The following is a 13,734-nucleotide window of genomic DNA, read 5'->3' as shown; positions in this document are numbered from 1 at the left end:
CTATTTGGAGCTCTAAAATTTTAATTCACTGATTATCAGTGTAGATTACAAAAGTACCTATTTTGGTATATATGTGGCATATGGGATTATCATTTCTTCGAGAGATATGCCTCCATGTTGGAACGTGCCATTGTAGTAATTTACAAATTGATTGTAATTGTTCGGATAGACAAAATACACCTCTTCTTTGGCAAAAATAAAAGTTGAGCTAACGTGAAGCTTTGGTAATTGTGCTTCGTGGGGGTTTCGGATTGTAAACACGTCCTTATCTACGTAATTGAGGTTTTTTCCTTGTTTGTATCTTAAGTTGGTGTTGGTGTTTCTGTATCCTACAACTTTGCTTGGTTTTTTTACCTGGATCGTCCCATGATCTGTTGTGATGATGACTCTGACATTTTTTTGGGACAGCCACTTTAATACTTCTAATAGTGGAGAATGCTCGAACCAGGATACTGTAAGTGATCTATACGCTGCTTCGTCGTTGGCCAGTTCACGTATCATAGCCATGTCGGTACGTGCATGGGATAGCATGTCTACAAAGTTATATACGAGAACGTTGAGGTCATTTTGCATGTAGTTGCTTACATTGTCTAAGACTTCCTTTCCTTGTTCGAGGGTGAGTACCTTTGTATAGCTGTGTTTTATTTCTCTTCTGTAAAGTCGCTTGATCTGATCTGCTAGAAATTTGTCTTCGTGCATGTTTTTTCCTCCTTCGTCTTCATCATTTTGCCATAAATCAGGAAATCTCTTTTCCATTTCTAAGGGTGTAAGACCGCTGAATACGGCATTTCTAGCGTATTGAGTGGCTGTAGGTAGTATACTGTAATAGCTGTCTTCTTCCTCTAGTCGGAAATAATCTGTAATGACATCATTAATTAATTTCCATTGGTCATATCTGAGGTTGTCTATTAAAAAAAAGAAAGTTGGCTTTTCTGGTTGAAGATTTGGAAAAACTTTTTTTCTGAATAACTGATGTGATAGTGTGGGACTTCCTTCTGGGTTGTTGATCCATTTTAGGTAGTTTTTCTCTATAAATTTAGAAAAGGTTGCGTTCGCATCGGCTTTTTGCATCGTTAAAATTTCGTGCATGCTATCATCTTCTAGTTTTTCTAGAGAAAGTTCCCAATAAATAAGTTTTTTATAAGCGTCAGTCCATTCTTCATAGTTGAGATCATTGTTGATGATTGTGCCGAGATTTCTAAACTCCTGCTGGTAAGCCATGGAAGTTTTCTCACTGATAATCCTTTTATTTTCGGTGAACTTTTTGATGGTTAAGAGAATTTGTCTTGGGTTAACAGGCTTTATTAGGTAATCATCAATCTTTGCACCGATAGCATCTTCCATTAAATGTTCCTCTTCATTTTTGGTTATTAAAATTGTCGGGGTAGTAGGGTTGATCGTTTTGAGTATACTTAGAGTTTCTAGGCCGGTCAATCCAGGCATGTTTTCGTCTAAAAAAACAAGATCAAAGGGTTCTTGTTTGAAAGCGTCTACAGCGTCATTTCCGTTGTTTACGGTTCTAACTTTATATCCTCTTTCTTCTAGAAGAAGGATGTGTGGTTTTAAAAATTCAATTTCATCATCCGCCCAAAGTATATGTGTTTTTGTCATGCTCTTGTGTGGTCTTATGTGTTACTACTATTTTTTATGTAATTAATTAAGCGTAGTAGATTTTTGAGTAGAAAAGCCAATATGTATAATATAAGCTTATATTTAAAACTAACCTAATTAGAATCTAGATAAAACGCTATTTTTTAACATAAATTAACTGCATTGTGTGTATCTTTGCGCTTATCTTAGGTGGTGTGTTTGTCGTTTTTATTCGACAAGTATAAAAATACGAAAACTCTTAATACTAAATCAGATTGAATAAGAAAAAAATCATTAATGATCCTGTGTACGGTTTTGTTACAATTCCGTCGGGATTGATTTTTGACTTGATCGAGCACCCTTACATTCAGCGACTACGGTACATTAAGCAGGTCAGTATGACACATATGGTGTACCCAGGTGCATTGCACACTCGTTTTCAGCATGTTATTGGTGCCATGCATTTGATGCAGTTGGCCATCGATACGTTGAGAAGTAAAGATGTCGCGATCAGTGCTGAAGAAGAGGAGGCAGTTTTGATAGCCATCTTGCTCCATGATATAGGACATGGTCCGTTTAGCCATTCTTTGGAGCACTCTTTAATTGAGGGTGTTTCACATGAAATGATATCTGCACTTTTGATGGACAATCTGAATAGAGAGTTCAATGGAAAGTTGTCTTTGGCAATTGTAATTTTTAACGATAGGTACCCTCGTAAATTTCTTCATCAATTAGTTTCTGGACAATTAGATACAGATCGAATGGATTACCTCAACAGAGATAGTTTCTTTACGGGAGTTTCTGAAGGGGTTATATCTTTTGATCGAATTATTAAAATGTTGACGGTAAAAGACGATGAACTAGTTGTTGAAGCTAAAGGGATTTATTCCGTAGAAAAGTTTTTGATTGCCCGTCGTCTTATGTACTGGCAGGTTTATCTCCATAAGACAGTGATTGCAGCAGAGCAAATGCTGATTAAAATCTTAACAAGAGCCAGGGTGCTTTGTGAAAATGGAGAAAAACTTACCGCTTCACCTGCTTTCGCCCATTTTTTGTATGCAAAGATTGATGCGGTCATTTTTGTGAGAGATGCTATTCATTTGGATCTGTTTACAAAATTGGATGATACCGATATCTTGTCCGCGATTAAGGCATGGGAGCTACACGATGATCCAATTTTGAGTATGTTATGTCGACGCCTCCTGCGTCGGGATCTATTTGGCACGGAAATGAGGTCATCTAGTTTCGATTTATCGGAAATAGAGACGATAAGACGTAAAGCAAAGCAGTACTTTCAGTTGAACGATGCAGATGTCGATTACGTAGTTTATTATCAGCAAGTACAAAATTCAGCGTACAGTGCAGAGAAAGAGCCTATAAAGATATTAAATAATCGCGGCGAGCTTTTGGAGATAGCAGAAGCATCGGATCTCTCGAATTTAGAAGCTTTGTCTAGGCGAGTGGTTAAGTATGCATTGACCTACCCGAAAGAATTAAGGTATGTGGAGTAAGTCTTGGGAATAAAAAAGTTGAAAACTAATTGGGAAAAAAAGATACATTTGTAGTTAAATGCAGTTTACAGCCGAACAAATAGCAACGTTATTAAACGGGACAATAGAGGGAAATCCTAATGTTTCTGTTTCTCAATTGGCAAAAATTGAGGAAGGGTCTAACGAAACGTTATCGTTTCTGTCTAATCCAAAGTATGAACACTTCTTGTACACAACTGAGTCAGCGATTGTGATTGTCAACGAGGATCTTGTTTTACAAAAGGCAGTGTCTTGTACGCTAATTCGAGTTAAAGATGCCTATTCTGCCTTTTCAGAGTTATTGAAAATTTATCATTCGTTTCGGAATGAACGTTCGGGTAGGGATGAACAGGTGTATATTCACGATACAGCTCAGATAGGTGAAGGAGGTTATATAGGAGCATTTGCTTATTTGGGGCGTGAAGTTAAAATCGGTAACAATGTTAAAATATATCCTAGAGTTTACATTGGGGACAACGTACGTATTGGCGATAATTGCACCTTGTTTCCGGGGGTAACAATATATTTTGACTGCACAATAGGAGCAAATGTTATAATTCACTCTGGTACTGTTGTGGGGAGTGACGGTTTTGGCTTCGCTCCTCAGGCAAACGGAACATACGATAAAATACCTCAAATCGGCAATGTTATTATTGAAGATAACGTCGAGATAGGGGCTAACACGGTTATAGACCGAGCTACAATGGGATCGACTATAATTCGAAAAGGTGTAAAGCTAGATAATTTGATTCAGATAGCACATAATGTTGAAATCGGTGAAAATACAGTTATTGCGGCGCAAACAGGAGTCTCCGGAAGTACGAAAGTGGGACGCCAAGTGATTCTTGGAGGGCAAGTAGGTTTAGTGGGACACATTAGTATCGCAGATGGAACACAGGTGCAAGCGCAATCGGGGATTAACAGAAGTATTAAGCAAGAGAATATGAAGTGGGGGGGGACACCTTTTGCTCCATATACAGCTCATTTACGCTCACAGGTTGTGTATTCAAAATTGCCTAGCCTTGAGAAGCGAATTTTTGAATTGGAACAAAAACTTAAAGAAATACAATAAAATCAATTGCCATAAGTATGGAGGAAATGAATGCAAAGCAAAGGACTATTAAATCTGAATTTACTATATCCGGAGTTGGGTTACATACAGGAAAATCTGTTACACTAACGATAAAGCCCGCAGCGGAAAATCATTGGTTCAAGTTTAGACGTGTCGATTTAGATGGACAGCCTATCGTATCTGTTGATGCAGATAATGTAACGGATACCTCTCGCGGAACGACTATTGCTGAGAATGGAGCTTCTGTAAGTACAATTGAGCATTTGATGGCTGCATTTATCGGTCTTCAGATTGATAATGTATTAATTGATTTGGATGGGCCTGAGGTTCCTATTTTGGATGGTAGCTCGACTATTTTTCTTCAAAAATTAAAAGAGATTGGTTTTGTAGATCAAGATGCAGATCGTGATTTTTACGAGATAAAGGAAAATATACATTATGTAGATGCGGATCGTAAAGTCGAAATTGTGGGGATGCCTTTAGATGGGTATAGGCTGACATGTATGATCGATTTCAATTCACCGGTATTGGGAAGCCAACACGCTTCTATCAGTCAAATAGATGAGTTTGAGAAAGAGATATCTTCATCCCGAACCTTTTGTTTTCTACATGAATTAGAGGCTCTTGTTAATAATAATTTAATCAAAGGTGGCGATTTGTCAAATGCGATCGTTATAGTCGACAAAGAGGTGAGTACAGAAGAATTGGATAAACTTCAAAATTTATTCAATAAGCGTGTCACGGTAGCTGATGAAGGTATATTAGACAACATTCAGCTGCGTTATCAAAATGAACCCGCACGGCACAAATTATTGGATATGATTGGCGACTTGGCATTGGTGGGACGCCCGTTGAAAGGTCATATTATGGCTGCAAGGCCAGGGCATGCTGCGAATGTTGCATTTGCCAAACGGATAAAAAATCAGATTAAACGTGACAAGGCGAAAAAGAAGATAAATACGTACGATATACACGCTACTCCAGTTTACGATACGGTACAAATTATGAATATTTTGCCGCATCGTCAACCATTTTTGATGATTGATAAGATTTTGGAACTTTCGGATACACACGTTGTGGGATTAAAAAATGTAACCATGAATGAAGATTTGTTTATGGGACATTTTCCAGGAATGCCTATTTTTCCAGGGGTATTACGTATCGAGGGGATGGCACAAACCGGAGGGATATTGGTCCTTAATACAGTGCCAGATCCTGAGAATTGGTTAACATTGTTCCTGAAAATAGAAAGTGCCCGTTTTAAAAATCAGGTTGTGCCAGGTGATACGATCATCTATAGTTGCGAATTGTTGGAGCCAATCCGTAGAGGTATTGCCCGTATGAAAGGGGTGGGTATGGTCGGAGAAAAGATCGTTTGTGAGGCAGAACTAATGGCTCAAATCATTAAAGTTAAGTAAGACAATAAATTAAATAAATGATACAACCGTTGTCATATATACATCCTGATGCTAAAATAGCATCAAATGTAGTCATAGAACCTTTTAGTACCATTCACAAAGATGTGGTAATCGGTGAGGGTACTTGGATTGGTTCGAATGTCACTATTATGGATGGTGCCCGAATCGGTAAGAATTGTAAAATATTTCCTGGAGCGGTTATTTCTGGTGAACCTCAAGATTTGAAGTTTGAGGGGGAGATCACTACAGCAGAGATTGGAGACAATACGACAATCCGTGAATGTGTAACTATAAATAGAGGAACACGTGATAGATATAAAACTGTAATTGGAAAAAATTGCTTAATCCAAGCGTATAGTCATATTGCCCATGATTGTATCATTGGAGATAATTGCATCTTCTCCAATTCGAGTACTTTAGCTGGACATATTACCGTAGGTGATTATGTCGTTTTAGCAGGTTTGGTTGCTGTTCATCAGTTTTGTCAAATCGGTTCGCATGCTTTTGTAACCGGTGGTACCTTGGTACGCAAGGATGTGCCGCCTTTCATTAAAGCAGCTCGTGAACCGATTGCCTATGCAGGGGTGAATTCTGTAGGTTTGAGAAGAAGAGGTTATACCTCGGAACAAATTGCTGAAATACAGAATATCTATCGGGTACTTTTTGTACAAAATAGGAACTTGTCAAAGGCTTTAGATCTCGTAGAGGCAGAGTTTGAAGCTACTGAACTTAGAGATGAGATTCTAACTTTTGTACGTAATTCAAATCGAGGTGTGGTTCGAGGGTTTAATCAGGGGAAAACTAGTGTTTAACTAAAACAGGTAATTATTGAATATAACTTTACATAATTTAGGAAGAAGGTTTAATCAGGAGTGGATTTTTAGACATATTGATTATACCTTCTCTTCCAATAAAAAATATGCCATTTTAGGGCCTAACGGGTCTGGTAAATCAACGCTTATAAAGTCGCTGACAGGACAGCTCACTCCCAGTGAGGGTACTTTAGATTTTTCATTAGATTCGTGTTCTATTCCTGTTGAGGATATTTATCAGCACGTTGCCATAGCGGCTCCCTATATCGAGCTTGTTGAAGAATTTACGTTGAAAGAGCTGCTGGATTTTCATTTTAAATTCAAGAAATACCTGAATGGTTTTGATAACAGGGAGATTATTTCTGTCTTGGGAATGGAAAAGTCTCAGAACAAAGGGCTAAAGTATTTTTCTTCCGGTATGAAGCAGCGTGTTAAATTAGTGCTTGCCTGTTGCAGTGATTCGAAGTTACTCTTTTTAGATGAGCCGACCAGTAATATGGATTTGGAGGGAGAGTCCTGGTATTTAGATCTAGTGGATAAGACTTTTTTTGAAGGTCGAACGCTTGTCATAGGTTCTAATCAAGAAAGAGAGTATCAGTTCTGTGATGCTAGGATTTCAATATTAGATTACAAATAAACTGGGATTATCGAATACCTTGCTCTTGTACATGCAAGGCATTTTATCTAAGTTTGTAAAAGGAATAAAAAAAATTACAATTCAAATGGCTAAAGCTTCAGAAGTAAAATCAGGAAATATTTTGCGTTTTAACGGCGAACTAGTTGCTGTAGAGGAATATATACATCGTACACCAGGCAATTTACGGGCATTTTACCAAGCTAGAATGCGCAATGTAAAGACAGGTAAGTTGGTAGAATATCGTTTTCGGGTTGATGAGGCTGTAGAGATCGCTCGTGTAGAAACTAATGATTATCAGTATTTATACGAAGATGAAGACTTTTTTGTTGTTATGGACAACGAGAGCTATGAACAGTTCAATATTCCAAAGTTTCTCTTCGGTGACTCGGCACGATTTTTGAAGGAAGGTATGAATGTAATTGTGGCTTTTGAGAGCGATGAGCCTATTATGGCACAGACGCCTAAAAGTGTTGAGCTTGAGATTACATATACTGAGCCAGCGGTAAAAGGAGATACCTCAACAAACGCTTTAAAGAAAGCAACAGTAGAAACAGGTGTGGAAATCAATGTTCCCCTTTTTATTAATCAAGGTGATAAAGTAAGAATTGATACACAAAGCGGCGATTATGTCGAGCGAGTGAAATAATAAAAATTTTAGGTTTAGGTTGATTATTCGGTCTTGTAAGCTCTTAGCTGCAAGGCCGTTTTTTTTATCACTATCAGGAATAGTAATGAATAAAAGTGAATTAAGACTGCTGTACAGAGAGAAGCGAAAGATGTTAGATCGGGAAACACGGGCTACATATGATGATGTTATTTTATCACATTTAAAGGCTATGGACTGGTCAAGTGTACATTTACTCCATCTCTATATACCGATAGACAGCTTGAATGAACCTGATACTTTAGCTTTTATGAAGTGGCTTAAAGAGGAGAAAGATAATGTACAGTTTGTGGTGTCAAGGTCGGATTTCGCTAGTGGTGAGATGATTCATTTTTTATGGGATGAATCTATGGTTTTTGAAGCTAATAAATGGGGGATTCTCGAACCTAAGGAAGGGATCGAAGTTAATGAGCTAGATTTAGATGCAGTATTAGTCCCGTTACTTGTTGTTGATAAGGAAGGTAATCGAGTGGGTTATGGCAAGGGGTTTTATGATCGTTTTTTGGCCAGATGCAATCCAGAGATTTTGAGTGTGGGTTTAAGTTATTTTGAGCCCGTGATGGAGATTAGTGATGTCGGCAAATGGGATGTTAAGCTGAGATATTGTGTCAATCCACAAGGGGTGTATCGGTTTTAAAAATAAACGGCATTGGAAAATTTTCCAATGCCGTTTATTTTTATCTTAACAGAATTAATGTGTTACATTTTTCTTTCCAGCTTTGTGACCGGATATAGCATAGTATAATATGAATAAATAGCAAGGCAACGCTATCCAATATGCTTGATGAGAACCAATAGAGTGTGCTATTTGTCCGTAAATCAATGGAATAACTGCTCCTCCTGCGATACCCATTACTAAAAGTCCGGATGCTGCACTTGTAAATTTACCGACTCCTTTTAATGCGAGCGGCCATATTGCTGGCCAAATTAACGAATTTGCAAGTCCTAGTAGGGCCACAAATAATAACGAAGTCATGCCGGAAGTTGTAACGATACCTACTGTAAAGGCAATACCTAGTATACCACAAAGTTTTAATGCTGTCTCTTGATTTAGGTATTTCGGGATACATATAATACCAATAATGTATCCTACAACCATAGCTCCCATTGTGAATCCTGTGAAGAATTTAGCATCCTCTAGACTGACGCCCTGAGAGACGCCATAAGCAATAATTGTATCGCCTGCTAATACTTCTACCCCTACATAAAGAAATAAGGTTACGAAGCCCAGGATGACGTGAGGGAAGGCCCATATACTTTTCTTGTCTTCTGAGATATTGTGGTGATCAGAAGTTTCTTCTTCGTCACCTTTGACTTCAGGTAGATTTGCTCTGGAGATCCAGAAGGATAAGATTAGTAAAACAACTACGATACCGATGTAAGGGTTGACAACCTGTAGAGCAACCTGATCAAGAGCTTTAGCATATTCTTCGGTTGACATGTTATCTACTTGTTTTGTGATTTTGTCTGCTTCTCCCAAATTTAAGAAGAGTCCTAAAATAACAGGAGCTGCGGCACCAGCAAACTTATTACAGATCCCCATGATACTTATCCGCTTTGCAGCAGTCTCAACAGGACCAATAATGGTAATGTAGGGATTGGACGCTGTTTGTAATATCGCTAATCCGCCTCCCATTATAAATAGTCCTAACAAGAAGAGTATATATGTTCTTGAAAAAGCAGCAGGTATAAAGAGTAGTGCTCCTAAAGCCATGATACCAAGAGAAATAGACATTCCTTTTTTGAATCCGAATTTATTGAGTACCCATGTCGATACGGGGGCCATCACTAGATAAGCAATGTAGAATGCAAATGTGACAAAATAAGATTGAACTTCTGTTAGTTCACATGCAATCCGAAGATAAGGTATTAATAGAGAGTTTAGCCAGGTGACGAACCCAAAGATAAAAAAAAGTGCTCCAATAATTATCATTGGGCCAAGTGTAGACTGGCCGTTTTGAGCGTTTAGGTTTTTAGAATCCATTGATTGATTATATTTTTTTAAATTATGATTTTTCTAACTACAAGACTAATAAAATTTATTCATTTAAAGAAGAGAAATATCTCAGGCAAACGATTGCATATGGTGTAAAAAATAGAGAGACTTCGATGGGCGACGTCTCTCTAAAAACCTAAACCGTATCATATAACCAATAAATGATGTTATATATTGTAAATACAATTTAATGTCGGAAATGTTTTTAAATTACTCTTGATTTTTCAATAATTGCTACAGTTAGTCTGGAAATACAAATAAGTCTATTTTTGTCATCATGCATTTTTATGTCCCAGACGTGTGTTGTTTTACCTATATGTAAAGCTCTGCAGGTAGCAGTAAGCATGCCTTTTGAGGCTGAACGAACATGATTAGCGTTGATTTCTAATCCCACTCCGACATATTTTTCGGCGTCAATTATCAAGTTGGAAGCCACGCTGCCAATAGATTCTGCTAGCACGACCGAAGCTCCTCCATGTAATATTCCAAACGGTTGACGGACATTGTCTGTAATTGGCATGGTCGCGATAATGTTGTCATGATTGATTTCCAAGGCTTTTACGTCCAATAGTTTGGTCATATACTTGTCGAATATAGTATTAACTTCTGTCAGGGTATATTTTTTAAACCAAATCATAAGTTTTATTCTTGATTTTTAAGATATCGCTCCTGCAAAATTATTCGATGGTGGTTAAGGTGTCCAGCTATGACATAAATAAAAGCCCTTACACTAATTAATCGGTCTGATGCCATCCCTTTGCGTGCTAACTCATGTTCGTTGAATGTCTCAAACAATAATAAATTTGATTTTCGAATCGCGGTAAATTCTTCAATAATGCTTTCAAATGTCCGCTCATTATGTCTTCCATTAGCCACAAATTCATCTTGCTCAAAAGAAGCTAAAGCAGTCATATCATTTCTAGCAAAGCGTAATGCTCTATAGGCCATGACACGTTCAGTATCCAGGATATGACACAAAATTTCCTTTATGGTCCATTTTCCTTCAGCATAGGTATAAGAACCACGCTCTTCGGGGATGGCTTTTATAAAGGTAGGGAAGGTGTCTAGCTGATTTGTGAGTTCTTTCATTACATCTTCAACGATCGTCTCGATATAGTCTTCATATATAGCTGGGTATTCGTCAGACTTGAGTAGGTTCATATTTTAAGTTGCTTTTTAATATTATCCTGAAAGTTGTTCCTTTTCCTATTTCTGATTCTTTAACAAAAATCTGCCCTTTATGGTAACTGACCATGCGCATAGTCAAACTCAGTCCCAACCCCCATCCTCTTTTCCTTGTCGTAAATCCGGGTTGAAAAATTGTCTCGAAATTAGATCTTGGAATGCCTTTTCCTGTATCACTAATGTCTATAAAAATTTCCTCTTTTGCAATGTTTTCCGTAATTACTACTTTTATTATGCCCTCTGTATCGATTGCATTTACGGCATTTTTTAATAGATTTTCAATGATCCAGTCAAATAAGGGTACATTAAGCATTGCCTCTACATGTTTGTCGCCTTCCAGTATAAAAGTTATTTTATCACTAGTTCGGACTTTGAAATAATTGATAAAATCACTTACGACGAGATAGACATTATGGTTAGAGAGTGATGGAGTTGATCCTATTTTTGAAAAACGGTCTGCCACGATTTCTAGTCTTTTCACATCACGTTCCATTTCATTTACTACGTCGTCATTTTCGGCATCAAACTTAAGTCGGATGAGCTCCACCCAACCCATCAAGGAGGAGATAGGAGTGCCTAATTGGTGAGCTGCTTCTTTTGCCATACCTACCCACACTAAGTTTTGTTCAGATTTTTTTATAGAGTTGAAGACGGAGTATGCAATAATTAAGAAAATTGCAATTAGTGAAAGCTGTATATAAGGGAATATACGTAGTTGTTGCAGGGCATCGGATTCTTTATAATAAACAGACCAGGACTTTCCGGAGTCCAAGCTTAGTGTTATAGGAGGATGCATTCTTTTCATCTCGTACAACTGCTTTTGAAAGTAATCTGGATCGTAATGGCCCCCGTCCTTATGATTTTCCTCTACTTTTATGTTTGTCTTAGTGCTATCGAGATCTCTCCAAAAAATGATATTATCCTTTTCATCGGTGATTATAGCAGGCAGTGATAGACTGTCACGTACTGCGTAAATAAAGCTTATGAAGTCATCATCAACGTCTGGCATGGTCATAATACTCCGTGTGCTCATCGCCCATACCTCTGCTTTGGTTCTTTCGGATTTTGATAAATTTTTCACCAAATAGTTAGTGTATAAAAGGGATGCAAGACCAATTAGAGCCGCAAATAGCAGTAGGAGGATTTTCCAAACCTGTTTATTGTATTTATATGTGTTCATTTTTTAGGATGATCAATATGCAAAATAGTTATTTTATTGAAGATTTCCCTTTAAATATAGGGTCTACCTGTAGTTTTTACTAATTCAGTGTTATTTTAATCATTCAGAAATCAGTAATTTTGTGTTATGAGTTTGCAGAAAAAAGTTAGAGTGCGCTTCGCGCCAAGTCCAACCGGAGGATTACATTTAGGAGGAGTAAGAACAGCTTTGTTCAATTATTTATTTGCAAAGCAGCACGACGGTGAGTTTATTTTAAGAATTGAAGATACTGATCAGACTCGATTTGTCCCTGGAGCAGAAGAGTATATAAATGAGTGTTTGGCTTGGTGTGGCATTTTGCCGGATGAGAGTCCCTCAAATCCTGGCACTTTTGGACCTTATCGCCAAAGCGAACGTAAGCCTTCTTACAGACAGTATGCCGAACAGTTAATTGCAGCAGGTTATGCCTATTATGCTTTTGATACGTCAGAAGAGCTTGATGCGCTGAGACAGTCTCAACCTAATTTTCGTTATGCTCAGGAAAATAGGATGAGTCTGCGTAATTCGTTGACTTTATCACCAGAGGAAACACAAAGATTACTTGATACAAACGTACCATATACTATCCGGATTAAGATGCCTGAAGATCACATCGTGTCTTTTGACGATATGATTAGAGGTAGAGTCTCGTTCGAGACGAAATTAGTCGATGATAAGGTTCTCTTAAAGGCAGATGGTATGCCTACTTATCATTTGGCTGTCGTGGTAGATGACAAGGCTATGGAAATATCTCATGTATTTAGAGGTGAAGAGTGGTTGCCTTCGGCTCCTGTCCATTTGCTGTTGTGGGAGTATTTAGGTTGGTCTGACGACATGCCGCAGTGGGCACACCTACCATTGATATTGAAACCGGACGGTAACGGTAAATTAAGTAAACGCGATGGAGATCGTTTGGGTTTTCCAGTTTATGCAATGAACTGGACCGATGCCAAAACGGGAGATCTGACCAAAGGTTTTAGAGAACTCGGCTTCTTGCCAGAAGCTTTTGTGAATATGTTGGGCGTACTTGGTTGGAACGATGGGACAGAGCAGGAGATTTTTACCCTTCCTGAGTTGGTAGAGAAATTTTCTGTAGAGAGAATCAACAAATCTGGTGCTAAATTCGATTTTGAAAAAGCCAAATGGTTCAACCATGAATGGATAAAAAAGATGGACAATACCGCGTTATTGCCTTTGGTGCGTGAAAGTTTAGTTCAACATGGCGTTTCAGCTATTGAAGACTCTTCTATTGCTACTATTTTGTCGGTCGTTAAGGAACGTATGACTTATCTATCTGACTTTTGGGCACAGGCATCATTCTTTTTTCAAATGCCACAGCATTATGACGTTGATGCGGTAAAGCCAAAATGGAATGCCGATAAAACAAAATTCTTTGAGGATATTCTCGTAGAATTTGAAGGCCAAGATTGGCAAGCATCTGTATTGGAGCCTTTTTTTAAAGAACGTGTGCAGTCCTCAGGGATGAAAATTGGAGAATTGATGATGCCTTTTAGAATCATGCTGGTTGGAGGGAAGTTTGGACCTGATGTCTTTTTGATTGCGGAGATTCTAGGTAAGGATCAAGTGATAAATCGAGTTAATGTTGCACTAGATGTATTTAATAGTTAATTTA

Annotated in this window: 13 protein-coding genes; 8 read left to right on the top strand and 5 right to left on the bottom strand. The window is 38.0% G+C overall.

Features of this window, described 5'->3' with window-relative positions; translation table 11 throughout:
- Nucleotides 1–57 precede the first annotated feature (57 nt).
- The gene (locus G7B20_RS06800) at nt 58–1,611 is read right to left on the bottom strand and encodes a PglZ domain-containing protein (protein WP_164109561.1); all 1,554 of its coding nucleotides are present in this window, start codon (nt 1,609–1,611) and stop codon (nt 58–60) included.
- Between the two features lie 254 nt (nt 1,612–1,865).
- Here G7B20_RS06800 and G7B20_RS06795 point away from each other — a divergent pair, with 254 nt between their 5' ends.
- From G7B20_RS06795 to G7B20_RS06765, 7 genes are all read left to right on the top strand, one after another.
- On the top strand, nt 1,866–3,101 hold the full coding sequence (locus tag G7B20_RS06795; RefSeq protein ID WP_164109558.1) for an HD domain-containing protein: 1,236 nt from the start codon (nt 1,866–1,868) through the stop codon (nt 3,099–3,101).
- 58 nt (nt 3,102–3,159) lie between these two features.
- Complete coding sequence (gene lpxD / locus G7B20_RS06790; protein ID WP_164109555.1) at nt 3,160–4,191, top strand: UDP-3-O-(3-hydroxymyristoyl)glucosamine N-acyltransferase; 1,032 nt, start codon at nt 3,160–3,162, stop codon at nt 4,189–4,191.
- Nucleotides 4,192–4,217: 26 nt separating this feature from the next.
- Nucleotides 4,218–5,609: a bifunctional UDP-3-O-[3-hydroxymyristoyl] N-acetylglucosamine deacetylase/3-hydroxyacyl-ACP dehydratase gene (locus G7B20_RS06785; RefSeq protein WP_205600192.1), complete on the top strand. Its 1,392-nt coding sequence runs from the start codon at nt 4,218–4,220 to the stop codon at nt 5,607–5,609.
- Nucleotides 5,610–5,626: 17 nt separating this feature from the next.
- A complete protein-coding gene (lpxA, locus tag G7B20_RS06780) occupies nt 5,627–6,421 on the top strand; it encodes an acyl-ACP--UDP-N-acetylglucosamine O-acyltransferase (RefSeq protein ID WP_164109551.1) in 795 nt (264 codons plus the stop codon).
- A gap of 16 nt (nt 6,422–6,437) precedes the next feature.
- Nucleotides 6,438–7,058, top strand: coding sequence for an ABC transporter ATP-binding protein (locus G7B20_RS06775; protein ID WP_164109549.1), 621 nt, complete (start codon nt 6,438–6,440; stop codon nt 7,056–7,058).
- A gap of 85 nt (nt 7,059–7,143) precedes the next feature.
- A complete protein-coding gene (gene efp / locus G7B20_RS06770; protein WP_164109547.1) occupies nt 7,144–7,704 on the top strand; it encodes an elongation factor P in 561 nt (186 codons plus the stop codon).
- Between the two features lie 85 nt (nt 7,705–7,789).
- The gene (locus G7B20_RS06765; RefSeq protein WP_164109545.1) at nt 7,790–8,359 is read left to right on the top strand and encodes a 5-formyltetrahydrofolate cyclo-ligase; all 570 of its coding nucleotides are present in this window, start codon (nt 7,790–7,792) and stop codon (nt 8,357–8,359) included.
- A gap of 54 nt (nt 8,360–8,413) precedes the next feature.
- Here G7B20_RS06765 and G7B20_RS06760 read toward each other — a convergent pair whose 3' ends face one another.
- The 4 genes from G7B20_RS06760 to G7B20_RS06745 form a co-directional block, all read right to left on the bottom strand.
- Complete coding sequence (locus tag G7B20_RS06760) at nt 8,414–9,706, bottom strand: sugar MFS transporter (protein ID WP_164109543.1); 1,293 nt, start codon at nt 9,704–9,706, stop codon at nt 8,414–8,416.
- 217 nt (nt 9,707–9,923) lie between these two features.
- Entirely contained in the window at nt 9,924–10,355 is a 432-nt protein-coding gene (locus G7B20_RS06755; RefSeq protein ID WP_164109541.1) for a hotdog fold thioesterase, read from the bottom strand.
- Between the two features lie 5 nt (nt 10,356–10,360).
- A complete protein-coding gene (locus tag G7B20_RS06750; RefSeq protein WP_164109539.1) occupies nt 10,361–10,879 on the bottom strand; it encodes a DinB family protein in 519 nt (172 codons plus the stop codon).
- Nucleotides 10,860–12,083: a sensor histidine kinase gene (locus G7B20_RS06745; RefSeq protein ID WP_164109537.1), complete on the bottom strand. Its 1,224-nt coding sequence runs from the start codon at nt 12,081–12,083 to the stop codon at nt 10,860–10,862. The genes G7B20_RS06750 and G7B20_RS06745 overlap by 20 nt, the downstream gene beginning before the upstream one ends.
- Nucleotides 12,084–12,209: 126 nt before the next feature.
- Between G7B20_RS06745 and gltX the strand changes: the two genes are divergently transcribed.
- Entirely contained in the window at nt 12,210–13,730 is a 1,521-nt protein-coding gene (gene gltX, locus G7B20_RS06740; RefSeq protein WP_164109535.1) for a glutamate--tRNA ligase, read from the top strand.
- Nucleotides 13,731–13,734: the final 4 nt, after the last annotated feature.

The sequence above is a fragment of the Sphingobacterium sp. xlx-96 genome (assembly GCF_011007365.1).
Classification (GTDB): Bacteria; Bacteroidota; Bacteroidia; order Sphingobacteriales; family Sphingobacteriaceae; genus Sphingobacterium; species Sphingobacterium luzhongxinii.
This window is presented reverse-complemented; position numbering and strand designations above follow the sequence as displayed.

Bases quoted from the DNA above. Each gene is read 5' to 3' on its own strand.
- G7B20_RS06800 (WP_164109561.1), bottom strand. From the start codon at position 1,611: ATGACAAAAACACATATACTTTGGGCGGATGATGAAATTGAATTTTTA.
- lpxD (WP_164109555.1), top strand. From the start codon at position 3,160: ATGCAGTTTACAGCCGAACAAATAGCAACGTTATTAAACGGGACAATA.
- G7B20_RS06785 (WP_205600192.1), top strand. From the start codon at position 4,218: ATGAATGCAAAGCAAAGGACTATTAAATCTGAATTTACTATATCCGGA.
- lpxA (WP_164109551.1), top strand. From the start codon at position 5,627: ATGATACAACCGTTGTCATATATACATCCTGATGCTAAAATAGCATCA.
- efp (WP_164109547.1), top strand. From the start codon at position 7,144: ATGGCTAAAGCTTCAGAAGTAAAATCAGGAAATATTTTGCGTTTTAAC.
- G7B20_RS06765 (WP_164109545.1), top strand. From the start codon at position 7,790: ATGAATAAAAGTGAATTAAGACTGCTGTACAGAGAGAAGCGAAAGATG.
- G7B20_RS06760 (WP_164109543.1), bottom strand. From the start codon at position 9,706: ATGGATTCTAAAAACCTAAACGCTCAAAACGGCCAGTCTACACTTGGC.
- G7B20_RS06755 (WP_164109541.1), bottom strand. From the start codon at position 10,355: ATGATTTGGTTTAAAAAATATACCCTGACAGAAGTTAATACTATATTC.
- G7B20_RS06750 (WP_164109539.1), bottom strand. From the start codon at position 10,879: ATGAACCTACTCAAGTCTGACGAATACCCAGCTATATATGAAGACTAT.
- G7B20_RS06745 (WP_164109537.1), bottom strand. From the start codon at position 12,083: ATGAACACATATAAATACAATAAACAGGTTTGGAAAATCCTCCTACTG.
- gltX (WP_164109535.1), top strand. From the start codon at position 12,210: ATGAGTTTGCAGAAAAAAGTTAGAGTGCGCTTCGCGCCAAGTCCAACC.